Source organism: Mesobacillus subterraneus, assembly GCF_023715485.1.
Taxonomy (GTDB): domain Bacteria; phylum Bacillota; class Bacilli; order Bacillales; family Cytobacillaceae; genus Mesobacillus; species Mesobacillus subterraneus_B.
In genome coordinates this window covers 1-22,893 of the sequence record NZ_JAMBOF010000007.1, presented here as the reverse complement: position 1 = coordinate 22,893, position 22,893 = coordinate 1, and the positions used below count along the sequence as shown (strand labels likewise).

24 protein-coding genes and 1 pseudogene are annotated in these 22,893 nt (G+C 39.7%); 3 read left to right on the top strand and 22 right to left on the bottom strand.

Features of this window, described 5'->3' with window-relative positions; translation table 11 throughout:
• Window positions 1-8: 8 nt before the first annotated feature.
• The 3 genes from M3204_RS11485 to M3204_RS11475 form a co-directional block, all read right to left on the bottom strand.
• Window positions 9-1,004, bottom strand: a complete 996-nt coding sequence (locus M3204_RS11485) for a DctP family TRAP transporter solute-binding subunit (RefSeq protein WP_251481696.1) — start codon at window positions 1,002-1,004, stop codon at window positions 9-11.
• Window positions 1,005-1,207: 203 nt separating this feature from the next.
• Entirely contained in the window at window positions 1,208-2,365 is a 1,158-nt protein-coding gene (locus M3204_RS11480; protein WP_251481693.1) for a UxaA family hydrolase, read from the bottom strand.
• Window positions 2,366-2,367: 2 nt separating this feature from the next.
• Window positions 2,368-2,697: a UxaA family hydrolase gene (locus M3204_RS11475; RefSeq protein ID WP_251481692.1), complete on the bottom strand. Its 330-nt coding sequence runs from the start codon at window positions 2,695-2,697 to the stop codon at window positions 2,368-2,370.
• A 291-nt stretch (window positions 2,698-2,988) separates the two neighbouring features.
• On the opposite strand from M3204_RS11475, the gene M3204_RS11470 reads away from it, so the two are divergent.
• Window positions 2,989-4,059, top strand: coding sequence for a YeiH family protein (locus M3204_RS11470; protein WP_251482338.1), 1,071 nt, complete (start codon window positions 2,989-2,991; stop codon window positions 4,057-4,059).
• 176 nt (window positions 4,060-4,235) lie between these two features.
• Complete coding sequence (locus M3204_RS11465; RefSeq protein WP_251481689.1) at window positions 4,236-4,928, top strand: FadR/GntR family transcriptional regulator; 693 nt, start codon at window positions 4,236-4,238, stop codon at window positions 4,926-4,928.
• A 54-nt stretch (window positions 4,929-4,982) separates the two neighbouring features.
• On the opposite strand, the gene M3204_RS11460 is transcribed toward M3204_RS11465, so the two are convergent.
• From M3204_RS11460 to M3204_RS11425, 8 genes are all read right to left on the bottom strand, one after another.
• Entirely contained in the window at window positions 4,983-6,053 is a 1,071-nt protein-coding gene (locus tag M3204_RS11460) for an Ldh family oxidoreductase (RefSeq protein WP_251481687.1), read from the bottom strand.
• Window positions 6,054-6,118: 65 nt separating this feature from the next.
• Window positions 6,119-7,276 carry a UxaA family hydrolase gene (locus tag M3204_RS11455; RefSeq protein ID WP_251481684.1) on the bottom strand — a complete coding sequence of 386 codons (1,158 nt, stop codon included), beginning with the start codon at window positions 7,274-7,276 and terminating at the stop codon, window positions 6,119-6,121.
• A 2-nt stretch (window positions 7,277-7,278) separates the two neighbouring features.
• Entirely contained in the window at window positions 7,279-7,611 is a 333-nt protein-coding gene (locus M3204_RS11450; RefSeq protein WP_251481681.1) for a UxaA family hydrolase, read from the bottom strand.
• 44 nt (window positions 7,612-7,655) lie between these two features.
• A complete protein-coding gene (locus M3204_RS11445; protein WP_251481679.1) occupies window positions 7,656-8,606 on the bottom strand; it encodes a hydroxyacid dehydrogenase in 951 nt (316 codons plus the stop codon).
• 529 nt (window positions 8,607-9,135) lie between these two features.
• Window positions 9,136-9,972: a DMT family transporter gene (locus tag M3204_RS11440; protein WP_251481676.1), complete on the bottom strand. Its 837-nt coding sequence runs from the start codon at window positions 9,970-9,972 to the stop codon at window positions 9,136-9,138.
• Window positions 9,973-10,180: 208 nt separating this feature from the next.
• Entirely contained in the window at window positions 10,181-10,816 is a 636-nt protein-coding gene (locus M3204_RS11435; protein ID WP_251481673.1) for a YczE/YyaS/YitT family protein, read from the bottom strand.
• An 83-nt stretch (window positions 10,817-10,899) separates the two neighbouring features.
• Window positions 10,900-11,622, bottom strand: a complete 723-nt coding sequence (locus M3204_RS11430; protein WP_251481671.1) for an endonuclease/exonuclease/phosphatase family protein — start codon at window positions 11,620-11,622, stop codon at window positions 10,900-10,902.
• A 2-nt stretch (window positions 11,623-11,624) separates the two neighbouring features.
• Window positions 11,625-12,191: a hypothetical protein gene (locus M3204_RS11425; protein WP_251481668.1), complete on the bottom strand. Its 567-nt coding sequence runs from the start codon at window positions 12,189-12,191 to the stop codon at window positions 11,625-11,627.
• A gap of 142 nt (window positions 12,192-12,333) precedes the next feature.
• Between M3204_RS11425 and M3204_RS11420 the strand changes: the two genes are divergently transcribed.
• A complete protein-coding gene (locus M3204_RS11420) occupies window positions 12,334-13,137 on the top strand; it encodes a nuclease-related domain-containing protein (RefSeq protein WP_251481665.1) in 804 nt (267 codons plus the stop codon).
• 210 nt (window positions 13,138-13,347) lie between these two features.
• On the opposite strand, the gene M3204_RS11415 is transcribed toward M3204_RS11420, so the two are convergent.
• The 11 genes and pseudogenes from M3204_RS11415 to M3204_RS23860 all read right to left on the bottom strand — a co-directional run bounded on the left by M3204_RS11415 (window position 13,348) and on the right by M3204_RS23860 (window position 22,876).
• Window positions 13,348-13,908, bottom strand: a complete 561-nt coding sequence (locus tag M3204_RS11415) for a TetR/AcrR family transcriptional regulator (RefSeq protein ID WP_251481663.1) — start codon at window positions 13,906-13,908, stop codon at window positions 13,348-13,350.
• 7 nt (window positions 13,909-13,915) lie between these two features.
• Complete coding sequence (locus M3204_RS11410; RefSeq protein ID WP_251481659.1) at window positions 13,916-15,322, bottom strand: efflux RND transporter permease subunit; 1,407 nt, start codon at window positions 15,320-15,322, stop codon at window positions 13,916-13,918.
• Window positions 15,322-16,833 (bottom strand): MMPL family transporter, encoded by a 1,512-nt coding sequence (locus M3204_RS11405; RefSeq protein ID WP_251481656.1) that lies wholly within the window; start codon window positions 16,831-16,833, stop codon window positions 15,322-15,324. The genes M3204_RS11410 and M3204_RS11405 overlap by 1 nt, the downstream gene beginning before the upstream one ends.
• Before the next feature lie 196 nt (window positions 16,834-17,029).
• Window positions 17,030-18,220 (bottom strand): FAD-dependent monooxygenase, encoded by a 1,191-nt coding sequence (locus tag M3204_RS11400; RefSeq protein WP_251481653.1) that lies wholly within the window; start codon window positions 18,218-18,220, stop codon window positions 17,030-17,032.
• Between the two features lie 645 nt (window positions 18,221-18,865).
• Window positions 18,866-19,246 (bottom strand): annotated as a pseudogene (locus M3204_RS11395) (CoA-disulfide reductase); the annotation flags it as partial.
• Window positions 19,247-19,426: 180 nt separating this feature from the next.
• Window positions 19,427-19,831 (bottom strand): cytochrome C oxidase subunit II, encoded by a 405-nt coding sequence (locus tag M3204_RS11390; protein ID WP_251481649.1) that lies wholly within the window; start codon window positions 19,829-19,831, stop codon window positions 19,427-19,429.
• A 475-nt stretch (window positions 19,832-20,306) separates the two neighbouring features.
• Window positions 20,307-21,008 carry a M48 family metallopeptidase gene (locus tag M3204_RS11385; RefSeq protein ID WP_251481647.1) on the bottom strand — a complete coding sequence of 234 codons (702 nt, stop codon included), beginning with the start codon at window positions 21,006-21,008 and terminating at the stop codon, window positions 20,307-20,309.
• Between the two features lie 15 nt (window positions 21,009-21,023).
• Window positions 21,024-21,347, bottom strand: a complete 324-nt coding sequence (locus tag M3204_RS11380) for a ribonuclease E inhibitor RraB (protein WP_251481645.1) — start codon at window positions 21,345-21,347, stop codon at window positions 21,024-21,026.
• Window positions 21,348-21,585: 238 nt separating this feature from the next.
• On the bottom strand, window positions 21,586-21,786 hold the full coding sequence (locus M3204_RS11375) for a cold-shock protein (RefSeq protein WP_026694123.1): 201 nt from the start codon (window positions 21,784-21,786) through the stop codon (window positions 21,586-21,588).
• A 320-nt stretch (window positions 21,787-22,106) separates the two neighbouring features.
• Window positions 22,107-22,301, bottom strand: coding sequence for a hypothetical protein (locus M3204_RS11370; RefSeq protein WP_251481642.1), 195 nt, complete (start codon window positions 22,299-22,301; stop codon window positions 22,107-22,109).
• Between the two features lie 455 nt (window positions 22,302-22,756).
• Complete coding sequence (locus M3204_RS23860; RefSeq protein ID WP_353056069.1) at window positions 22,757-22,876, bottom strand: IS3 family transposase; 120 nt, start codon at window positions 22,874-22,876, stop codon at window positions 22,757-22,759.
• Window positions 22,877-22,893 lie beyond the last annotated feature (17 nt).

Sequence of the window (22,893 nt, the reverse complement as noted above, 5' to 3'; positions counted from 1 at the left end):
TCATCTCCTTATTTCATATCTTTAACTTTCTGTATTAAATCCTTGCCTAGGCTTTTTTCAAATTCCTTATAGACGGGCTCGACTGCTTTTCGGAATGATTCCAAATCAGGATTTTCTTCTATTTCTATATCAGTGGCTTTAAGCTGCTCTAATAGTTTATTTTCTTCTTCCATTGCGACTTTTCTTTCATGCTGAATTGCTTCTTTTGAAGCATCGAGAATAACTTTTTGGAGATCTTCAGGTAATGTATCGAAGGTAGTCTTGCTCATTAAAAGAATAGCTGCATCATAATTGTGTGCGGTTAATGTGAGATGGCCTTGAACTTCATGAAATTTATTTAAGTAAATTTGGGCAAGTGGATTTTCTTGACCATCCACAACCTTCTGTTCTAGTGCTGTATATAATTCTCCGAAAGGAATAGGTACAGGGGTGGAACCAAGAGCTTTAATAAATGAAATGTAAGGAGGTGACTCTTGTACGCGCAGCTTTAAATTCGCTGCATCCTGTGCTGTTTTTATCGCTTTTTTATTATTCGTCATATGTCTCCAGCCATTTTCCATATAGCCCAGATTAATAAGACCTTTATTCTCTAATCCGGTTGATATTTCTTTGCCAATTTCTCCATCCAGCACTCTGAAGGCATGTTCACGACTTTCAAATAGATACGGTAAATTCAAAAGGTTAAATTTGGGGGCAAAATTGGTTACAGGAGCAACAGAACCGATATGAAAATGAATGGAACCTATTTGTGCGCCTTCAATCTGATCTCGCCCGTTTCCCAATTGGCTGCTTGGAAAAATATCAATCCGGATTCTCCCATTGGAATTTTTTTCAACTAACTCTTTAAACTTAAGTGCACCTTGTTGGTATGGATGAGTTTCAGTTTGTAAGTGTCCTAACCGAAGAACATATTCTGCTTTTGTTTCTTCTCCTGAAACTGCATTTGAGCATCCACTTAAAGTTATCAAGATAAGTACTATCAATATAGTTAAATAATTTTTCAAGTCGGCCCTCTCCTTTATAAATGTAAGCCCTTACATATTAAGGATAAAAAAATCAGAAGCAATATTTTATTTAAACTATCATATAAGGAAGAAGATAACAATACTATTCTAACTATTCAGTCAATTTAACCCATAAAGAAGTTTAATAGAAGCAGTGGAATTTGATACTTATTCCACCGCTAAGACTATTAAACAATTTTTCTTTAAGCACTACGATATAATTTAGTCATAACAAATTCCTTGTGTCCCAATGCTTCAGCACATGTCAATCTTCCATTTACTGTTCGTGCGATGACTTCCATAAGCTGGTCCCCGGCTTCCTCCAGGGTAATGCTGCGTGATAGAAGTCCCTGCACATCCACGTCGATATGCTCACTCATCGTACCAGCAGTGATAGGATTCGCTGTAATCTTCACAACTGGTTCTATTGGGTTGCCAATGATGTTGCCTTGCCCAGTTGGGAACAGATGGAGTACTGCTCCTCCTGCTGCCATCAAAGTGATGCACTCTGCTGCCGCAGATGAAGTGTCCATAAAATATAGTCCGCTACCGTTCTCCGGGCTTTCTGCTGGATCCAATACTCCGATGACCTCTTTTGTACCCGTTTTAGCAATGTTACCTAACGCTTTTTCTTCAATAGTTGATAATCCTCCGGCAATGTTGCCCTGGGTTGGCTGGGAGCCAAGCAGGTCTACTCCTTTGGATTCAATCTCTCCCACATAGTTGTCATAAATCCTCATGAACTTTTCTTTTAGCTCATCGGTTGCCATCCTGTTATAAATAAGATGCTCTCCTCCAGTTAATTCTGAGGTTTCTCCAAAGAATACAGTTGCTCCGGCATCCAACAGCCGGTCAACAGCTTGTGAAACTGTAGGGCACGAACCTAGACCTGTTGTTGTATCAGACTCACCGCATTTTATACTAATCGTCAGGTCCTTCAGCTCAATAGGTTCTTTTTGTAGTTCAGAAGCCCACTGTACATATTCCTTCGCCTTCCAGGATGCTCTCCTTATTGTTTCGAGATCACCATTTCCTTCGATGGAAAAATATGAGACTGGCTTTCCAGTTTTAGCGATACCATCTGCAATTAGCTTGGACCAGTTCTCTTCAATACCAATCACAACAACTGCTGCCACGTTAGGATTAGAACCAATCCCAATCATTGTCCTAAAATGCAAATCAAGATCCGGGCCATATTGGAGCCTGCCATATGCATGCGGCAGGGCCATAGTTCCCTGGATTTGTCTTGCCACTGCCTCACATGCTGCGTTTGAAATATCATCAACCGGTAAGATGATGACATGGTTTCTTACTCCCACTTTTCCATTTTCTCTGCGATATCCATACAATCTTTGTTCCATCCTTACCACCTCGCCGTTTTAATATTGTGAGTGTGTACATAGTCCCCTGGCTTCCATACTTGGGTAGTCAGCCCAATCTGAATTCCATATTTAAGCACCGGTTGACCTTCTCCTAAGTCCACAAGAGCAATCTTATGTCCCAGCGGGATGTCACCATTTGCCACCAGCTCGACTTCTGTATTATCGTTCATGAAAATCCCGGTTACTTTTTCGCCTTCCTTAATCGGCGAGGTAGCCACACCTACATGATCCCCCTTCTCATGAATTAGAAATTTGTGAGTACTTGTTTGCCTCTCATCAGCTACTGAAACTTTCTGTGCAGAACTGCTCATTAAGAAACCCCCATTCTTTTGGTCGAGTGACCCAACCAATATATTTATAGTAAAGCACGCATTTTTTTCGCACGCAACTGTTTTTTGAATATTTTTTATTTTTTTAATTTTCAATGTTAATTCTCTAAAACATCTTGCTGATCTGTAAAAAAAATGTTTTAATATTAATGAATTGGTTGGGTCACTAAACCAATTATTGCATTTAATTACGTCGTGGAAAGAAATTTTGTTGAAAGGAAATCAGGAACCACATACTACATAGTCTTTTAATAAGGGGGAACTTCTTTGAGCATGACAGGAGCCAGGAAGCAAAAAAATGAAATAGAACAGTTAACTCCAACAAAAATTCTAATCTTAAGAATGAAAAAAGCTTTGGGAAATCGCACAGGGTGGATAAAGGGAGTTATTTTAACGGCCGTTTTGGCTGTTTTAGCAGGGTCGTTAGCCAGACTGCCTTTTTTTTCAGTTATGGGTGTAATGATCATATCAATAATCCTGGGAATGGCCTGGAAAGGATTAATGGGCATCCCGGAAAATAGCCAGGCTGGCATTACCTTTAGCAGTAAAATCCTCCTTCGTGCAGGAATCATTTTAATGGGCCTCCGGCTTAACTTTGAACAAATTATATCAGCTGGGTATTCAATTATAATAATTGATATTGCTGTGATTGCCTTTACTCTCTCGGTAATGCTCTATATCGGAAAACTCCTTTCTATCGATAAGCACCTTTCTGCCCTTATTGCAGTTGGAACAGCAGTGTGTGGTGCTGCCGCAATTGTCGCTGTAGCTCCGTTAATAGGCGCAAGAAAAGAACTAACTGCTATCTCAGTAGCATTCATTGCGATTGCCGGTACTGTTGTCACTATCATTTACTCATTTCTATATCCTTACCTGGACATGAATTCATATGATTACGGCCTATTAACCGGCTCTACCTTACATGAGCTGGCACATGTCATCGCAGCTGCAGTACCAGGGGGAGCGGAAAGCAGCGATACTGCTATTCTAGTAAAGTTAGGGCGTGTTGCCCTGTTGATACCAGTTGCACTTATACTGGCCTACTTTTATAAAAAAGATTCCGTTTCTGATGAAAGAATGACGTTAAAAAACCTTCCTGTTCCATGGTTTATATTTGGATTTTTAGCTATGTGCCTGGTAAACACAATTGGTTTACTGCCGCCTCTACTTACAAGTGGACTAATTGATTCTAGTGTATTTCTTCTTTCCATGGCTATGGCAGGTTTGGGGTTAGGCGTGAATTTTGCAGAATTCAAAAACCTAAACAGTAAGGTTATATTCACTGGTATAGCAGGTTCTGTGTCTTTAATCTTCCTTGGAATATTGATTACTAAAATCTTTTAATAAATCATAATACCTTCTACTATATTGATATATAAATATATAAAAGATTAGCATTTGCCTGCTGCATTTTATCGTGCTTTAATAAAACTAGATATTCAGCAAATTACGACATTAAACATCATATCCCGCGAAATGATTTGATAAATAAAAATCGCGTTTTGAGAGGATTGTGCGCAATGCAATTTAACCGGAAAGGTGTTTCAGAACAAGTTGCAGACAGTATTAAGAAAAAAATCCATGATGGAGTCTTTACGGCCGGCCAAAGAATTCCGGGAGAAAGAGATATGGCCATAGAGCTTTCTGTAAGCAGAAACACAGTAAGAGAAGCCTATAAAATTCTTGAGGCTTATGGCTATTTGACTGCAAAGCATGGAACAGGTGTATTTGTTGCTTCTCCTGAACAGCAAATGCAAAAAATGGCCGAGGCGTTTTTTGTTTCCACAGACCAGATTAAAGACTTCTTCGCGGTACGTAAAATCCTAGAGGAATCAACCGTAAAATGGGCTATAGAAAATTCGGATACTGATGATTTTAGTGAACTGGAAGAGATAGTTAAAGAAGCAAAGGAAGCTGCCAAAAACAACAATCATGACAGACTATCTGACTTAGACCATAAATTTCATTTAACGATCACCAATTATTCTAAAAATATGGTATTGATCAGAATCATGTATTATTTAATTGATCTATTGTCTGAGTCCAGAACAAAGTCTGTTCAAATCCCAGGCAGGTCGATTCAATCTGTCAAAGAACACAATAAGATCTTAGAAGCAATTAAAAAGAAGGATGTCATTCAGGCACAAAGATATATGAGAGAGCATCTAGAAAGTGTTGAACGCTCAATAACAAATAATAATATCGCAAAATAACAAAAAGGCTGTGTGAGAAAGGAGTAATCCTTAACCACACAGCCTTTTCTTTATTTATAAAGCGGCACTCTTTTCTATACAACTCGGAAAAAAGACATTATAGGCCTCTCCAAGCATGCTTAATTCCTTTTCTACATTCCCTGATAACTCAATCCCGTTTATTCTTCCTTGATCTGCTGCACTTTTCCTTCTCTCTCCGGGATACCTGATATCCTCAATCTCCGGCCTGGAAGGGACCAGTTTCATTTCCTTAATCAAATCATTAATTGAATGAAAGAATGAGTTCAAGTCCATAAATTTTTCGATATCAATAATGATAAAAAAGTGCCCAACATTCGCATTGCCCTCTTCTTTTTCATTATATATATTTTTGACATTAGGCCCAAAAGCGGCTCCGGATAACACACCCGTTAATATCTCCACAGCCATAGCCAGAGCAGCTCCCTTTGCTCCTCCCATGGGAAGAACAGAACCCTTAAGCGCTTCTCCTGGATCTGTAGTTGGATAACCGTTTTCATCTATGGCCCATCCTTCTGGAATCCTGGTACCCTGTTTTTCAGCAAAGATGATTTTCCCTCTTGCGACAATACTTGTTGATAAATCAATAATAACTGGTACATCATTCCCAGTAGGGAATCCAAAAGCGATCGGATTCGTTCCATAAAAAGCGCTTTTACCTCCCCAGGGTGCAATGCCAGGCGGTGAATTGGTAAAAGCAATACAAGCTAAATTTTCATTACACGCTAATTGGCAGAAATATGAGGCGGTGCCAAAATGATTGCTATTTTTAACAGCAATCGCAGATATGCCCGAGTTCTTTGCCATATCGAACCCTTTCTTTACAGCTTTATAGCTGACAACATGGCCAAGTCCGTTATCCCCGTCAACAACTAGTACAGAAGGACTTTTTTGATCAAAGTCTATCTGTGGTTCCAGATTGATTCTTTTATCCAAAAACCTTTTAATATAAATCGGCAGCCTGCTTATCCCGTGGCTGTCTACTCCTTCAAGGTTGGCCTTAATTAATGAATCTGCCACGATGGCTGAATTTTCACTGCTCATTCCTATTTTCGTCAAGAGATCAGAACAAAAGGTTACCAATTCTTCTGCTTTGTATCTAGGCATTAAAGTACCCCCTATTTTCGATTAAAAAAGTTCTCCCTGCACAACAGGCCGGGAGAACGAACACATTAAGCGCTTCTGTATAATTTTGTCATGACAAATTCCCGATGTCCCAGGGCTTCCGCGCAAGTTAAACGGCCATTGACTGTCCTGGCGATGACATCCATTAACTGATCCCCTGCTTCTTCTATAGTAATTGTCCTGGAAAGCAAACCTTGCACGTCTACATCGATATGTTCACTCATCGTAGCAGCGGTAACTGGATTTGCTGTAATCTTCACGACAGGCTCAATTGGATTACCGATAATGTTGCCCTGGCCTGTCGGGAATAGGTGGAGTACGGCTCCGCCCGCAGCCATTAATGTGATACACTCTGCTGCTGCTGAGGAAGTATCCATGAAATATAAACCATTCCCGTTTAGAGGTTTCTCCGCAGGATCAAGAACACCAATTACCTCTTTTGTTCCTGTTTTAGCAATATTACCTAACGCTTTTTCCTCAATAGTGGAAAGCCCTCCAGCAATATTGCCCTGTGTCGGCTGGGAACCAAGCAGGTCTACACCTTTTGATTCTATTTCCCCAACATAATTTTCATAGATACCCATGAACTTATCCTTTAATTCATCTGTTGCCATGCGGTTATAGATAAGATGCTCTCCGCCTGTCAGCTCTGATGTTTCACCAAAAAATACTGTTGCTCCTGCATCCACCAGACGATCGACTGCCTGCGAAACTGTTGGACATGAACCTAATCCTGTTGTTGTATCGGACTCGCCACATTTAATGCTCACAGTCAAATCGCTCAGTTCGATCGGTTCCTTTTGCAGCTCTGATGCCCATTGTACATATTCCTTAGCTTTCCATGAAGCCTGTCGGATGATCTCCAAATCCCCATTCCCTTCAATAGAGAAATACGAGACTGGCTTTCCTGTCTCTGCTATTCCATCAGCGATCAGCTTGGACCAGTTTTCCTCGATACCGATTACCACTACTGCGGCTACGTTAGGATTGGAACCAATTCCAATCATCGTCCTGAAATGAAGGTCCAAATCCGGTCCATACTGAAGCCGGCCATAGGCATGAGGCAGTGCCATTGTCCCTTGAATTTGCCTCGCAACTGCTTCACAAGCTGCATTAGAAATATCATCCACTGGTAAAATGATGACATGATTACGAATACCTACTTTTCCATTTTCTCTGCGATAACCGAATAATTGATTTCCCATCCTTACCACCTCGCCGTTTTGATATTATGAGTGTGTACATAGTCCCCTGCAATCCACTTCTTTGTTGTCAGCCCGATTTGTATGCCATATTTAAGCACTGGCTGATTTTCCTCTAAGTCAACCAGAGCAATCTTATGACCTAAAGGAATGTCCCCTAAAGCAAGGAATTCCACTTCCGTATTGTCACTCATGTATATCCCTTTCACTCTTTCACCAGCCTGGATGGGTGAGGTTGCAACGCCTACATGATCCCCCTGCTCATGAATCAAGAACTTGTGAGTGCTAGTCTTTCTTTCTTCATTAACCACTGTTTCTGTCTGGACAGATTTAGTCATAAAACTTCCTCCTATCATTTAATAATATAAAATCTATAAATCTGCTAAATAGCACATAACGAAGTTTCACCGTTTAAGGATTTGCTGACTTCCTTTGCGACGAGTAAAGAAGTTCTTAGCTGCGATTCTTCTGTTAACCCAGCAATATGAGGTGTTAAAACGACATTGTTGCAGTTTAGCAATTTATGTGTGGAGGTAACAGGCTCTACTTCCAGCACATCCAAAAAAGCACCTGCTATAAGGTTATTGTCTAAGGCTTCAGCAAGATGATTTTCTTCGATAATGCCGCCTCTAGAGGTATTGATGATAAAAGCATCATTCCTCATCATTTTAAATTCATTGCTTGAAATCAAATGCTTGGTTTCCATTGTCAAAGGTACATGCAGGGAAACGAAGTGTGCTTCACTGAGTAAATCCTCCAATGAACTTTTTAATCTCACGCCGGTTTCTGAGATAATATGATCATAAGAGGTTATGAATGGGTCATAGCCAATAACATCCATCCCAAAAGCATTTGCTCGTTTCGCAACACGGTGAGAAATTTCACCCAATCCTATAAGACCAAGTTTTTTATTGCTAAGCTCCCTGCCAGTAAAAGTCTTGCGATCCCAGTTCCCACTCCTGATATCAAGATCCGCTAGCTGAAGCGGCCTTACTGCACTTAATAACGCAGCCATTACATACTCAGCTACAGATGTTGCATTTGCATGCCGGGCAAAAACTACTTTAATCTCCTTTTCTTTTGCTGCTTTTAATTCAATATTATCTAAACCAACGCCAAGCCTTCCGACAATTTTCAGGTTACTGCTTGCTTCTAATAGTTCTTTGTCGACTCTTGTTTGATTCCTTACAATAAGCCCATCATACTCTCCTATGACTGCCAAAAGCTCATCTCTTTTTCTCCATAACGATTCATCATAAACTACATGGAAGCCATTTTGCTCTAACTCTACAATCCCTTCAGGCCATATCATTTCAGTAATCAAGACTTTCATAGAATATCTTTTACACCTCCAATGGTTCAGTGACCCAACCAATTTATATTTTTATTTAATCACCTTCTTTTATTAAAGTCAATAAATATTTAGAATATTTTAAATTTAATCCTCCGACAGTATTTTCTTTATTGTTCTTTCAACTGAAAAAAGAAGGCCTCTTATATAAAGAAGCCTTCCTTTCTAATTTTTAAATCCGTACCCCTCGGGAACTCCCCAGCTAGACCAGCTGCCAAAGGACTACTGCTACTTAAGCAACCTCCTAATTAAACAAAAGATCCTTTCCAAAAAAGAAAGGATCTGCCTATCAATAAACCTTATTGAAATAACTCTTCTAATGCCAGATCAGATACTTTCTCATAGACTTTGCAATCTTTATGGAATGTTATTGCTGAAGGAATGACATGCATTGTCATACGTCGATTTCCGAAGATCATAATTGTAATCCTGTTTCGAATCTCGTGTGGGCATGAGAACCGCCCCTGTGTCCCTATCGAAAAAGGCAACCGATGGCGGCTGCCTTTTCAACTCAAATTTTTGTAAAAATAATACCAAGCAAAGCTGAAAAAATTCCAACAAGCTGATACATTTTGATTTTCTCCTTAAAAAGCCAGATGCCAGCAAGTATGACGACCAGGCAATTCAGGCTGACAATCGGGAAGATGATGCTGGCTGTTCCCTCTTGCAAGGCATAAAAGTAACAGCTGTAGCCGATGACACTGATCAAGCCAACGAGGGAACCGATATTGGCTTCTGTCCGCTGCCAATGCTCTTTTTCCCGAATGCTGTTAATCCCCAAATAAATACTTCCGCCGCCATACATGCAAATTAATGTATTAAGCGAACTGATTTGCAAATAAGAAGTGGTCTTCATCAAGATTCCAAGAATCCCGAACGAAAGAATGGCCAAAAGCACCCGGAAAAGCCATGGACCATACTCGGTTCCGCGGTTCGAACCTGGCGAATATTGAATCACTAAGGCCGAACCCAGAATGAAAACAATGCCCAGCCACTGGAGCAGGCTGATCTGTTCGTGAAAAATAATCGCTGCACCGAGAATGGGAAATATCGCGTTTGCGCCTACCAGAGGCGATGTCAGGCTGGCCGGTCCCTTCTCAAATGCCCTCGACATTTGGATATTCCCATTTGCATTCAATATTCCAATCAGGCCGCCAAGGACCATTGCCATAAAGTTAAACTCCAGCGCCCTAGCTATCACTCCATAACCAAGGGTGACCAGAAAGGCTACCAAGTAAAAGAAAAACTGAATATGTACCTTAGATAGATGTCGTGCTGTACTCCATTTAAAAATCGTATTATTGATCCCAAAGCTTAACGTCGTTATAAATGCCGCGGCAATCCACATGCTGATCCTTCTCTCTCTATCACTTTCCCTCCCTCATTTTAAAACTCTATCAGAGTATTCGCAATCTTTTTTTTCGTGTTTCTAAATAAAAAAAAGAACCCCATAAAGGTTCTCCTTTTAGCCACTTTTAGAGCAGGTTTTACTTCTCCAAAAATCTCCTTCAAGTGAGACAGCGAGACTGTTCCGCTGTCCCCTTGTCTCTGTTTTATTACATAAAAATCACCTTTTTGTTTATTGAGTTAGATAACTTTTCAATCCATCTTGTACAGACCTTGTAGGAAGCCTGGAAAATAGGACTCTGGATAAATGTATAAATAAAGGTGAAAATAAAGACCGGCCCGCCCAATAATATGGCAACCACCAGCACAACACTCTCGACAATAATTCGCACTCTGCTGATTGAATACCCGAGCTTAACTGAAATCGCAAGCATAAATCCGTCTCTTGGCCCTGATCCGATTCGAGCAGCATTATACATTCCGCCTCCGATACCCATGATCACAACGCCAAGCAGCAATACCAAAACATCAAACATGAGAGTGGAAGCCTGGGGCAAAACATCCAGCCAGAGAAAAAAGTCAACCATCGTACCAACCATCAACGCATTAATAAAAGTACCAATATTAACAAAAGTTCGATCAATCAAAAGCGAAACAAGAACTAACATGACACCAAAAAGCACGTTCCATGTTCCGATTGTAAAACCAAACTTCTCATAAAGTGCAATATTCAATACATCCCAGGGGTGGACTCCTAGGTACTTTACCTTGATTGCCACAGCTATACCGTAACTAAAAAGTATAAGTCCGACTATAAAAAAGGGAACTTGTATTTTAAGTTTCATTTTATCACTTCATTTCTATCAACTTAATAAAAGCATTTAAAGTAGGAGTTTCGATGGTATTTTGCTGCCTCTCCCGCTTTTTTTCAATCACCCAATTCAGAATTAAGTTCCATAAATATCGGCATATGATCACTGAAACTAATCCATTCATCATAGGTTCCAATTTCGAAGTTTCTTACCTGTTTAAGGAGTATTTCTGACGCAAAAATAAAGTCAATGTGAAATGGGATAGATTTACTCTTCCTAAAATAATGCGTTGGCTGTGATTCAAGACCTTGTTCCTCATTAAACAAATGATGATATGTGCTTCGAATATTTATTTTCCCCAGAAAATCAATTACATCAGAGTGGGTTCCTACACGTTTAATGTGATCAAATATTTTATTACTGTTCCAATCACCTGCAATAATACACGGCTCTTTAAGTAAGGCTTCATAATACTTTAAAGCCAGAAATATTTGCCCTATATAGCTATCAAACCTGCTCTTTGTAAATTGAGACCAAATTGCAAACAGAAGGAAATCTTGTTTTCCAGTGACTATTAAAGGAATAATATAGCGAAAATCCTTATTATAGGATGGATGCAACTTTATATTAAAGGCATCATTTAAATTGAGTATTCCGATGCCCTTATTTAAATTGTCACCAAACCAGAGAAATTGATTAATAGCCTTAAGGTGATTTTTCCCTCTCCATTTTTCTGGAGCCTCACATTCTGGGATGACTAAAATGTCTGCGTTGTATGGGATTATATTATCAATTTTGTCTCTGAATCGCATAGAAGCATTCCATGTAACGAGCTTCATATTCAAACTCCTTCCACGTTATGCGACAGTACTGTCCAGGTCATTTCACCATCTATATAGTGTCCCGATAACTCCGTTAATCGATCTTTTGCCCATACTTGTTGTTCGAGAGTCAGCCACGAGTCATCTTCAATATATTCGTATTCCGCTTCATGGATAAAAGCTAAATAGTACTGAGTAGTAGGTGATGGTGTAGCATCTATATAGTTCTTTATTTTTTGTACATCGTCTTCGAAAAACTTCATTGTACTGCATGCTTTATACTTCAATTCAATGATTGCCAGAACATTATCGATATCATCCTTCAAATGATTATTGTTACCTGGATCACCATTCAATATCACAATGGCAAGGTCCGCAATAAATCCAGCATGATAAAATTCCGTATAAATCCTTAAATTATGCTTTTCTAATAAACTAGCAAGTTCAGTCCGTAAATGGTAATAGAGAGCATTCTTTAAAGTATCTTCTTTTAACAGATAAAACGACTCATGGTCTTTTGAAATCTTATCTAACCAAGTATTTCTGATTGCGCGGTCAATAATTTTCAGTACTTTCCCCAACTCCACAGAAATCACCCCTTCAACAAACTCCCTAAACCCAAGTCAGGAATTAGTTATTTTTTCCATTATATCAAATAAAAGCTTAAGTAAAGAGGGTATTAGAACGAAAGTATAAGAGAGGAACACTTTACAGCAAGGAGAGAGGATCATGTTATTATTTCTTAATTTCTTGAAAAAGCAAAAGACAGAGGCAACTCCTAAAAAGGCGAAAACTGTTGCTCCAAAACAGGTTGCCGTAAGAAAAGGTGAAATTGGAGAATACAAGATTGATATACAGCTAGATCAGCTCCCAAAGGACTGCCGCTACTTAAGTGACCTTCTTATAAAGAACCCAAAAGCAAAGTCAGGATATTCACAGATTGACCATGTTGTGTTGACACCATATGGCATTTTTGTGATTGAAACGAAAAATTATCAAGGAACGATATACGGCGGGAAAGACAGAAAAACATGGTCAGTCAATGGAAAGTTCAAAATGTTGAACCCGTTTGTCCAAAACTACGGGCATATAAAAGCATTATCATCCTTGATTGATCAAAAGTACGATGATTTCTTTGTATCCTTTGTTTCTTTTACTAAGCGAGCTACGTTTAAAGTTGATTTGGAATACCGGAAAATACAGTCAAACGAACTTATCGTTTATGATATCGAGCTATCAGAGTTCATTCACCGAAAAGTTTCTGTTTCAAAAATTCAACATAAAAAACCACTTTTAAGCGAGAGCGAGATTTCAATGGCTTACAATGTATTTTCAGATGCAAATATAAAAGACCCTGCAATTAGACAAGAACACGAGCAGGCATTAAAGGCTGATACTACAGACAACACCACTCAAGCAACTTGTTCAATCTGTAATAAATCCGTGTCTGATAGAGTTAAATCATATTGTATATCAAACCATAAATTCAATGGGAAGATTTATTGTTATGAGCATCAGAAAGATGTTTATTAACAGTTTATTAACAGTATATAAAGGAAAAAAGCTTGGGATATTCCAAGCCTTTTGTTAGCTATATGAATGTGAATGAAAAAACATCTGCATGTCTCTAATCAAATTTAAAGGGAAGCATTATTTAGCTTCCCTTAGGTTATTTAACCATCATTCAGCTTTTATTTCGACTCCCGAATGGGACAAGAGCAGCGTCCCTTGGTCCCCTTTTTTTTATAAGTTGGCCATTAACGAAGTCGTATAATGGTCCAAAATCTTCTGTTTTTCTTCTTTTGCTAATTTGTAATAGGGTGTCTCCTTTACAAATAGAACATTGCTGACAAGGATGCCGGTGATCTGGTGTGCAAAGATCCCTGGATCGGCGGCAATGTTTTGTTTTTCAAAATGCAGCTGGATTCCTGCCTTCAATCCATTATATATTACGCTCGGAAAATCAAGATCCCCAGTTAGGTTCCCCATCAAACTTTCGGAAACAAGCATTTTAATCAATTGATGGTTTTTGGATATTACCTCCAGGCGTTCATCGAGAATTTCTTCAAAAAATCGGTCGGTTCCCTCTTCAGCCAGTTTAAATATCCTGGTTTTGAAGTGATTTTCCAGTGATTTCTTAATTACTGTCTCGAATAAATTTTGCTTCGTTGAAAATTTCCGGTATAGGGTAACCTCTGCAACATCTGCTTCTTTGGCTATTTCCTGGGTAGTTGATTGCAAAAAGCCTTTTTTGATAAAGACATTTATTGCGGCTTTTATAATTTGGTCTGTTTTATCTCTCAAGCACCGTTCACCCCGTTTTTGTTTGCACTTCCCTCTCAGCTTTCGTTTTAGTCTTTACCAGCCTGTCTAGTAGGACCAGTATGGCTGGCATGACGATGATTGTGCTGATCAGTGAAAAGAAAACGTTTATTAAGGTCATCATACCAAAATTACTTAAAATAACGAAGTCTGAAACAAGAAGGGCACTAAAACCTCCTATCACAGATAACCCTGAAGCTAAAACAGCCTTGCCAATTTTTTTGTTGGCAATCAATATTGCTTCAACACCAGAGAAACCTTTTTTCCTTTCCTCATAAAAACGCTCCATGATCAAAATTGTAAACTCTGTCCCTATTCCGATAATCAAGGCGCCAAGTGTGGCAGTAAGCGGTGTATAGCTTATATCAAACAAATACATGATGCCTCCAGACCACCCAACAATGAAAAGAATAGGAAGCAGCGGAATAAAGGCCTTTACGGGATGTCTGTAGATCGCCAAAAGTCCAATAAAGACAAGCCCAATTCCAAGCAAGGTCATTTCATGACGACCGGATGTCAGCGAAGATACCATTTCAACATCCAGTACTGATTTGCCCGTAACAGTTGTATCGATGCCATTCTGCTCCTCGGCTTCAACATAGGACTCCAGATTGCCGATAAACTCTTTCAGTGCACTCGCCTCAAGGTGTTTAATGCCAACTGTGATAACGCCTTTTGTCCCTCCTTCATTCACCAGAAGCTTAACCTGATCCTCGGGCAAATCATTTACAATTCCCTCTGGATCCTCTGGAATCTTCCCGTCATTTGTCTGTTCAAGGACACTTGCAATCGACTTTGTTTCTACTACTACTTCAGGAAATTCATTGGTGATCGATTCTGTCATTCGGCCCGTCCAGTTGATTGTTTCTTTATCCAGTACATTGTCGGTACTGTACATAATCGTTACCTGGTCGGTTGTTCCAAGTATATCCCTTAACTTATGAATATCCTTTAATTCCTGTGTATCCTGCGGCATAAAAGTTTCTACATCGGTCTCTACTCCTGCTTTTAAATCTCCCCATATGCCAAAAACTGCCGTGGATAGAGCTAGTAAAATGACCAGCCATTTTAAAGAAATTACTTTCTTTGTTAGTCCCTCAAGGAATCTTTCTGATTTTGACGATTCACCTGTTTTGACGCCTTTCTTGCTTTCTTTTGCAAAAAAATGATCCCTTGTAAATAGAATGGGAATCAAGATGAATAAGCCTGCAAAAAAGCTGATGACGATTCCAAGTGTCAGCATTTTCCCGAAATCCTGGATCATGGGAACAGGTGAGGTAAATAGCGCCATAAAGCCAAGCCCTGTCGCAATAATGGCTGTCATTACAGCAGGCACTATGTGTTTGACGGTTTGTTTTAAACTTAAAATGCTTTTCTGTTTATTGTTTTTTTCCATTATGCCTCACCCCTTGTGTCCATTTCTTCTGAATAGCGGCTCTGGAACTGGATCGCATAGTCAATGCCAAGCCCAATTAATATCGGGAATACAGCCATTGAAACCATTGTCATCGGAATGCTCAGCCATCCCATCAAACCAACAGTTGCGACAACTGCCAGCAAAATGACCACAAGTGGAAGCAATCTCCATCTGACCTTGAAGACGAGCGTTAAAACAAGGATCATGAACAGGATGGACAGACCCATCATTTTTTGCATGCTGTCCTTCATTGATGTCCTGATCGCATCGTCAAGCACCGGCTTCCCTGACACCATCGTTTCGACGTTTTCCAGTCTATTGTCATCAAGATATTCTTTAATCGCGCCTGAAATCTCACTTTTCACCGAGTCATCAACATTCCCTTCCAGCTTCACGATGAAAAGCATGTACTTTTCGTCTACGATCACCTCACTGAATAAATCGCGAAGGTCACCATCCTCTTCATAAATCATTTTATCCAGCGTTTTTTGTTTTTGCGGAAGGCCCGGGGACATATTATCCGAATAGGAAACCATTGTTTCCAGGTTTTCGCTGATTTTGATCAAATTGCTCCCCATTTCAGAAAGCCCGGCAGACAATGTTTTTAAATCATTCAATTGGCTTGCTTGCTTCTTATTCAATTCACTGAAGGTGGCCTTTTGACTATTAAGCCCCTGTTGCATCCCGCTTAGCCCTTTAATCGTATTTTCAGGTATGACCGTCATTTTTGAACCATTCAAGGAGGCTTCATTCATTTTTTGCGACAGCTGGACGAACTGATTGCTCATCTGGATCAGCTGCTGAACCTGTTTTTGCTGCTGCGGATTTGAATCAAGCGATTTTCCCAGCTGTTCGCTGACTTTTTGCATGTTCAGAGCAGCCTCGTGCAATTGCCCCCCCATTTGCGCATATCCATTCGCCATCTGGGCAGTTCCAGCAGACAGCTTTTTCTGGCCCTCGATCATTTTACTTAATCCATTGTTTAGCTCAGCCAGGTTCTGTTCGATATTTTTTCCGCCGGGCGGCTGTCCTCCGGCATTCTGGTTCAGCTTTTTGCTTATCTCAGTCAAGCTGCTGCCCATTTTGTCCAAACCAGAAATGACTTCATCAAGACCTTCCTTGTATTTTTCGGACTGCTTGACAGAAATCTGATTGATCATCGTATTAGGACTTATAACCGTATAAATATCCTCATAAGAACCCAGCTTTTTTTCCAATCCCGCCATGTGGTTAACAGTATCGATTGTTAAAAGGTCTTCAGATTTTTCAGCTTCGTATAATACAAGAATCGATTCACCCCCAAACTCTTCCTCCAATGCCAGGTTATCCTTGTAGGCTTTTGTATCTTCCTCAATCAGAGTTTCATTGCCGGTAGCCATTTTCATTGCAGGCGCACCAGCAGCAAAAAGCAGGACAACGACAATAGATAAGATAATAAGCTTCATAGGGTTCTTTCGGATTAACTCAGATAAAAACGTCAGGATTTTCATAGCTTCCCCCTAAAATTAAGTTAGTACAAACTAACGTTTTGCGAAAATTTTTGTTATACCTTCTGATTGAATGTTAGTTATAACTTTGACTGGCCGCTTTGATATAACATTTGAAATTCGTTGAAGAATCTTGCTTTTTGCGGTAATGTTCGTTAGTGACAACTAACATACAGCTCGAAAAAACTCATTTTTTAACCTACCCTGCCTTTCTCTGATTTACAGGGAAGAAAAACTTTTTCATAAGAATGTTGACTAGCGGAGTTTTAGACATAAATTGTACGAGATATGGACGCAACTGGGATACAATCGGATTTGTGGTAAAAATCAATGATTCCACCTTGATTTGTAACCTTTGAAGTTCATCGGCTTCGGGCTTGCGTTTTTTTTCTATCTCTGACAACTTATTAACCGAATAATCACCTTCGTTAAGTGCTTCAAGAATGACTTCAGCAGCCACAATAGAATCAGCTAAAGCCACATTAATTCCGATTACACCAATCGGAGTCATCACATGAGCAGCATCACCCACCAAAACTAATCCATCTGCAGCCCAATGGTCCAATGTCAAGGAAATGACTTGTAGCTTGACAAATTGTTTTGAGTTTTCCACCCGTTCTTTTAATTCCGGAATTTGTTCAATTACAAGGTCTTTAATTTCTTTATAGTTATTTTCTTTTACCCTGGCTTGTTGTTCCTTTGTAAATGTATATCCTATTTGCATTTTATCTGGGTACTTTGGAATCATGAATAAGTTATTTTTCCCAGTAAACATATACATTAATTCATGAGGTAAATGGGATGGCCAATCTATTGTGAACCAAATTAAGTTACTGCGATGATGCTCATTAACTTCCTTAAATGACGCTTCTCTCCTAATTGTAGATTGCCTTCCATCACTGCCTACCGTTACTTTAGCAAAAACTTCTGCTGGCTCCTTTTCAATGGTACCTTGCACTCCAATCACTTGACCGGTTTCATCTTTTAAAAGGGTTTTAACATTAGAGTTGAAATGCATTTTAAAGTTCGGAAATTTTTCCGCCTCTTTTAGTAATGCCTGAATGAATGTTGATTGTGCCATTTGAATGGCATAAGGGTATTCTCTAGAAATGTCATCCATTTTAAATTCCATTATTCTTTTTCCTTTATAATGGATCCCGCCTTGTGCTATTTTCTTATGAGGCTGCTCCAGTATATATTCAAGCATGTCAATCTGATCCAGCAGTTGCAGGGTAGATGGCTGAAGAATTTCTCCCCGGTAATCTCGTTCAAGATTAGCGAACTTCTCTAAAAGCAATACTTCATGTCCTTGTTTAGCTAATAACAAACCAAGTAATGCGCCAGATGGCCCTGTCCCTACAATACATACATCTGTTTTGATATTTTTCATGTTTATTCCTCCAATTCTTAAAAGTAAGTTAGCAAGTACTAACATTAGTTGTGAAAAATACTATCGTTAACTACCTAACAATAGAAATACTCTGTAGCTAATCCCCTGAAATGATAGAGGTTACAAACACGATTATAAGTGAATGATAGTAGTCGCCAACACAAGAAGTATGTTAGTAATAACTAATATTCCATATAAATGAATGTTAGCGAGATGATCATGCATTGTTAGTGCTTACAAGCATAATAATAAATTTATTTCGTTGAATGATATTGAGTTAATGCCTCTTCACTAATCACAACTGTATCTCCAACTTTTCCTCCCTCGTTCATGACTTTCATTGCCTCTGCTCTTGCCATGTTCATTGCCCTTTTGTCTCCCGTACGTTGAGCTTCAATATATTGAGCTTTTAGCTTACTCAAATTTCCCGCTTGTGATATCCCACTTATCATCATTGCACCCTTGTGTTAGTTAGCACTAACATTAGTATACCAAAGTATTTAACTTTGTAAAGATTTTTAATCAATGTTTTATAAAGGGAAAAAAGAAAGACGCGAGGGACATACCTTTGCTTCCAAAAACCAATCACGAAAAGGGCGCAAAAGGTTCCTCCCCTTTGCACCCATTTATTTTCGCCATCCCCACCTACTCCACTCTCCTAGCTGCCTGCTGAATAGGATCCCAGACCCCATTATATGGGGGAGCATACGCCAAATCTACATCAAGCAGCTCTTCGGTCGTCATGGAATGGAATATGGCCGTCGCTAGTACATCGATTCGTTTATCGACGCCATTTTCTCCAATAATTTGCCCGCCAAGAACTTTATGTGTCTCTTTATGGTAGACAAGTTTCAATTTCATTTTTTTATCATCAGGATAGTAACCAGCGATGTCAGATGCAGTAATGGTTACAGAGCCACAGGGGATGTTCATTATTTTTGCCTCTTTTTCTGATAGCCCTGTTCTCCCCAGGGTTAAATCGAAAAACTTGATAATGGATGTGCCTACAATTCCTTTAAATGTTTTATCGGGACACGGGGACGGTTCTTGTGTCCCGAAAACCCCATGCTTTCTGGTTATTAATCAGATAAAAAACCCCTATTGGTTTCGGTCTTACACTTCCCTTTATTAATCTGGAAATTAAGATTCTACAAGCTTTTATTTCGACTCCCGAATGGGACAAGAGAACCGTCCCTATGGATCTTATTAATCAACAATGTTTAGTTTAATGACCATCTCTTCATGATCTTCTGCAGCACCGCAAACTGTGGAACAAATTAACTTGTATTCGCCAGTTTTCTCTGCTGTGAATTCAGAAGGAGCATCAGCTTTAAGGTCCAAACCTAATTCATCATTTCCGATGGTATGCAACCCTTCTTTATTAACCAAGTTCAGCTTCACTTTCTTTCCTTTTTGAATCGTTAACTCCCTATCAGAAGTGAATTCCCAATTAGTAGCCGTGATTGTAAACTCCTCTACTGACTGATCTGCTGATGCTGCGGCGTTTTCTTCATTCCCGGCCGATGTATTTGCTTTTTCCTCAGTCCCCCCGCAAGCGGCTAAACTTATTGTTAAAGCTCCAGTTAATAGCATTAATCCAAACTTTTTCATTGCCTCTCCCCCTTAATGTAATGGTCTCGAAGGTTATTATAACGAGGAGAATTTACCAACCAAGTGAATCAAATCACGCAATGTGATTTTTGTTACTATCTTTTGGATTACGTTCATAAAATGTTCACAAACGAAGGAGCACAGGGACGTTGATATGCTCATTGTGTACCCATCACCGTTCCGATCGTCACACCCATTTGTGGAATAGAACCGAAGAATCCTCTGCGTTCTGCTGAACGGAAATGGGGACGTACCCTGTGTTTTTCTGATAAACAAGGCGCAGATCAGCGCCAAAGCCAGATAGCCCTAATTCTCGTCGGTCAAAGTAAATTGTGGGATCGGCTTAGACTCCAATCATAAGCAGCGATACGCTATCCAATTTCAAGAAAAGAACGCTCATCTATCCCTTTTTAGTATATGGATAATATTTTTGAAGTTTTTTGCTCCGCTGAGAGGATCTGTCACCCCCGCTACACTAAACCTCCATCCTCCACCCCGACACAGCGAGCCAGCGCTCACACCGTTCATATTCAGGCATGATTTTTCCGACAAGCCGCCAAAATGAACGGTCGTGATTCATATGGACCATATGGCACATTTCATGGACGACAACATAATCAATCACTTCTATTGGTGCCATGGAAAGCTTCCAATTGAATGTCAAATTCCTCATGGAATCACACGTTCCCCAGTTCGTCTTACTGTCCGTGATTCGCATCGAGCGCGGCTTTATTTTGAATTCGCTTTGATAAAATTTAACCCGTTTTTCGACTAATGCTTTGCACTGCTGATAATAAAATCGCTTCAAAGCCTGTTTGATGCTCTCTTCATTTTGCTCATTCACGTATACATGGAGCTTGTCTTCCTCGAACACGGCATTGTCTTTTTCGATATCTGCATCCTGGGAAATCAGAATGTGATAGAGCCTGCCCAAATATAGAAATTGTCCGCCTGGTCCGTACTCTTTTTCCCTACCGGCCCGCTCTTTCATTTCCTTCGCCCTTTGCAGGATCAAGTCCCATTGGCCTTCTAGGATTTGGAGCACACTTGCATCTGAGGTCCCCTTAGGAGCGTGGACTTCGACATGGCCGTACAAATCCATATAAATGCCGATTGTTTTCCGATTTTTATAAATCAAATCATACCCGATTGTTTCACCTAAAAAAGTATGAAGCATGTCATCACCTGCATTTTATTCTATAAATACGCCCCAGCCATCAGAATGGCCGCCGTAAGGCTTGCTTATTTTATCCAGCTTTTCCTGCACTTTTTTTAATTCGCTATGGTTAAGGAGCATCCTTTTCGAGTAACTGCAAGCCCACTCATCTGTCTCATCATCCTGCTCGAGTAAGCCATGCAAGCCTTCTTCCTTCAATACGGGCAGAAGCTTCTCGCCAGTTGCCTTATCCGGCACAGCTATAAAAAAATCGACTGGCTGCGGCTTTTTAAAACTGACACCTTCATTAAACAAACTGCGCAATGCTTCTCCATCTGCGTCGTTTGGAAATTTCATCATCCATTCCTCCATTTGTGTGCCTTCTATGTTGTCATTATCATGCACTTGCTAAATTTCTCTAATCATTTGATTATGAGATTGTTGTGTTATAATGTAAATAACCTTTTGCTTTAAATTTTTTACTTTACCGGTACCATGCCCCTACTCGTTCGTTGAGTAGGGGTTTTTTTATTGCTGTTATTTTTGAAAATAAAAAAACAGACCCTTTTGGAGTCTGTTTCGGTATGCTATATCAAAATTAAGCTTTTTGAACGTTAGCAGCTTGAGGTCCACGTGCACCTTGCTCAACGTCGAAAGTAACTTTTTGACCTTCGTCTAATGATTTGAAGCCTTCAGATTGGATTGCAGAGAAATGAACGAATACATCTTCTCCACCTTCGCGCTCGATGAATCCGAAACCTTTTTCTGCGTTAAACCATTTAACTGTACCTTGTTCCATGTTTGTTGCCTCCTAGTGCTAGAGCACATTGTATTACTATCCTTGCCCAAAGTGATCATTAGAACGAAGAGTCGAACTTTACACCGAACAAAAATAATTCTACCTAAGAATAACAAGATTTAGGAAAAATTGCAAGGGACCTTAGTAGGATGACTTCCTCTTAATAATGTGTGAGTTTGAGTTGAATGGAGAAAGTTGTAGTTCAAGAGAAAATCACGGCTTATTTTTGCACCAGAAAAAGGATAGATGAGCCGCAAAAAATTGCTCAATCTATCCTTTTTTAAAACCTTCGCCTATACCTGGGTTTTGCCTTATCCATCCTACAAAAAAATCTCCTCACCTAGATTCAGTTCTTTCGCCTTTTCGAAGACACCCTTCGCCACAGCAAAATCAAAATAAGCCGCCCCAACCGATTTAAAAATAGTAACATCCTCAACTCCACGTTCAATCGGATTCACATGAAGTTCTGCCAACGTCCCAGAAAGCCGATCAAACGACCATTTCCCTAGACTCACTGCATCAATAAATTCTCCAGCTTTTTCACCGGGACACGGGGACGGTTCTTGTGTCCCAAAAACCCATGCTTCCTGATTATTAATCAGAAAAAAAACCCCTATTGGTTTCGGTCTTACACTTCCCTTTATTAATCTGGAAATTAAGATTCTCCAAGCTTTTATTTCGACTCCCGAATGGGACAAGAGAACCGTGGTCAAGCCCCCAAATAGTAGAGTCTTAAATGAAACATATTGATTTTACTGAAGGGAATTGCTCCCTGGTTTAATCATTTAAACTTGATCGTTCAGCTTAAACACTTGACATGGAGCCTCTTCTCGCATGACTTTCGAGCCAGGAAGCAGCTGGAGGATATCAGCTGCCTCTCCGAAAAAAGGTATCATGCGTTCACTCCACATCAAGTGATGCATTACTAAAAAATCAACTCATTCATTTAAAGGGAGCCATTTCCTTCCCTTTATGCTGCGGAAAACTTCTTACGGAAGTTAACAGGAGACTGCCGGTCCAAACGCTTTTGCCTTCTTGTGTGATTATAACGGTAGATAAAATCGTGTATTTTGGCTTTTAAATCCTCTATATTTTGTACAGAATAAG

Coding starts and splice junctions, on each gene's coding strand:
- M3204_RS11480 (WP_251481693.1), bottom strand. CDS start 2,365: ATGGAACAAAGATTGTATGGATATCGCAGAGAAAATGGAAAAGTGGGA.
- M3204_RS11475 (WP_251481692.1), bottom strand. CDS start 2,697: ATGAGCAGTTCTGCACAGAAAGTTTCAGTAGCTGATGAGAGGCAAACA.
- M3204_RS11470 (WP_251482338.1), top strand. CDS start 2,989: ATGACAGGAGCCAGGAAGCAAAAAAATGAAATAGAACAGTTAACTCCA.
- M3204_RS11465 (WP_251481689.1), top strand. CDS start 4,236: ATGCAATTTAACCGGAAAGGTGTTTCAGAACAAGTTGCAGACAGTATT.
- M3204_RS11460 (WP_251481687.1), bottom strand. CDS start 6,053: ATGCCTAGATACAAAGCAGAAGAATTGGTAACCTTTTGTTCTGATCTC.
- M3204_RS11455 (WP_251481684.1), bottom strand. CDS start 7,276: ATGGGAAATCAATTATTCGGTTATCGCAGAGAAAATGGAAAAGTAGGT.
- M3204_RS11450 (WP_251481681.1), bottom strand. CDS start 7,611: ATGACTAAATCTGTCCAGACAGAAACAGTGGTTAATGAAGAAAGAAAG.
- M3204_RS11445 (WP_251481679.1), bottom strand. CDS start 8,606: ATGAAAGTCTTGATTACTGAAATGATATGGCCTGAAGGGATTGTAGAG.
- M3204_RS11440 (WP_251481676.1), bottom strand. CDS start 9,972: ATGTGGATTGCCGCGGCATTTATAACGACGTTAAGCTTTGGGATCAAT.
- M3204_RS11435 (WP_251481673.1), bottom strand. CDS start 10,816: ATGAAACTTAAAATACAAGTTCCCTTTTTTATAGTCGGACTTATACTT.
- M3204_RS11430 (WP_251481671.1), bottom strand. CDS start 11,622: ATGAAGCTCGTTACATGGAATGCTTCTATGCGATTCAGAGACAAAATT.
- M3204_RS11420 (WP_251481665.1), top strand. CDS start 12,334: ATGTTATTATTTCTTAATTTCTTGAAAAAGCAAAAGACAGAGGCAACT.
- M3204_RS11410 (WP_251481659.1), bottom strand. CDS start 15,322: ATGGAAAAAAACAATAAACAGAAAAGCATTTTAAGTTTAAAACAAACC.
- M3204_RS11405 (WP_251481656.1), bottom strand. CDS start 16,833: ATGAAAATCCTGACGTTTTTATCTGAGTTAATCCGAAAGAACCCTATG.
- M3204_RS11400 (WP_251481653.1), bottom strand. CDS start 18,220: ATGAAAAATATCAAAACAGATGTATGTATTGTAGGGACAGGGCCATCT.
- M3204_RS11390 (WP_251481649.1), bottom strand. CDS start 19,831: ATGAAAAAGTTTGGATTAATGCTATTAACTGGAGCTTTAACAATAAGT.
- M3204_RS11385 (WP_251481647.1), bottom strand. CDS start 21,008: ATGCTTCATACTTTTTTAGGTGAAACAATCGGGTATGATTTGATTTAT.
- M3204_RS11380 (WP_251481645.1), bottom strand. CDS start 21,347: ATGATGAAATTTCCAAACGACGCAGATGGAGAAGCATTGCGCAGTTTG.
- M3204_RS11375 (WP_026694123.1), bottom strand. CDS start 21,786: ATGGAACAAGGTACAGTTAAATGGTTTAACGCAGAAAAAGGTTTCGGA.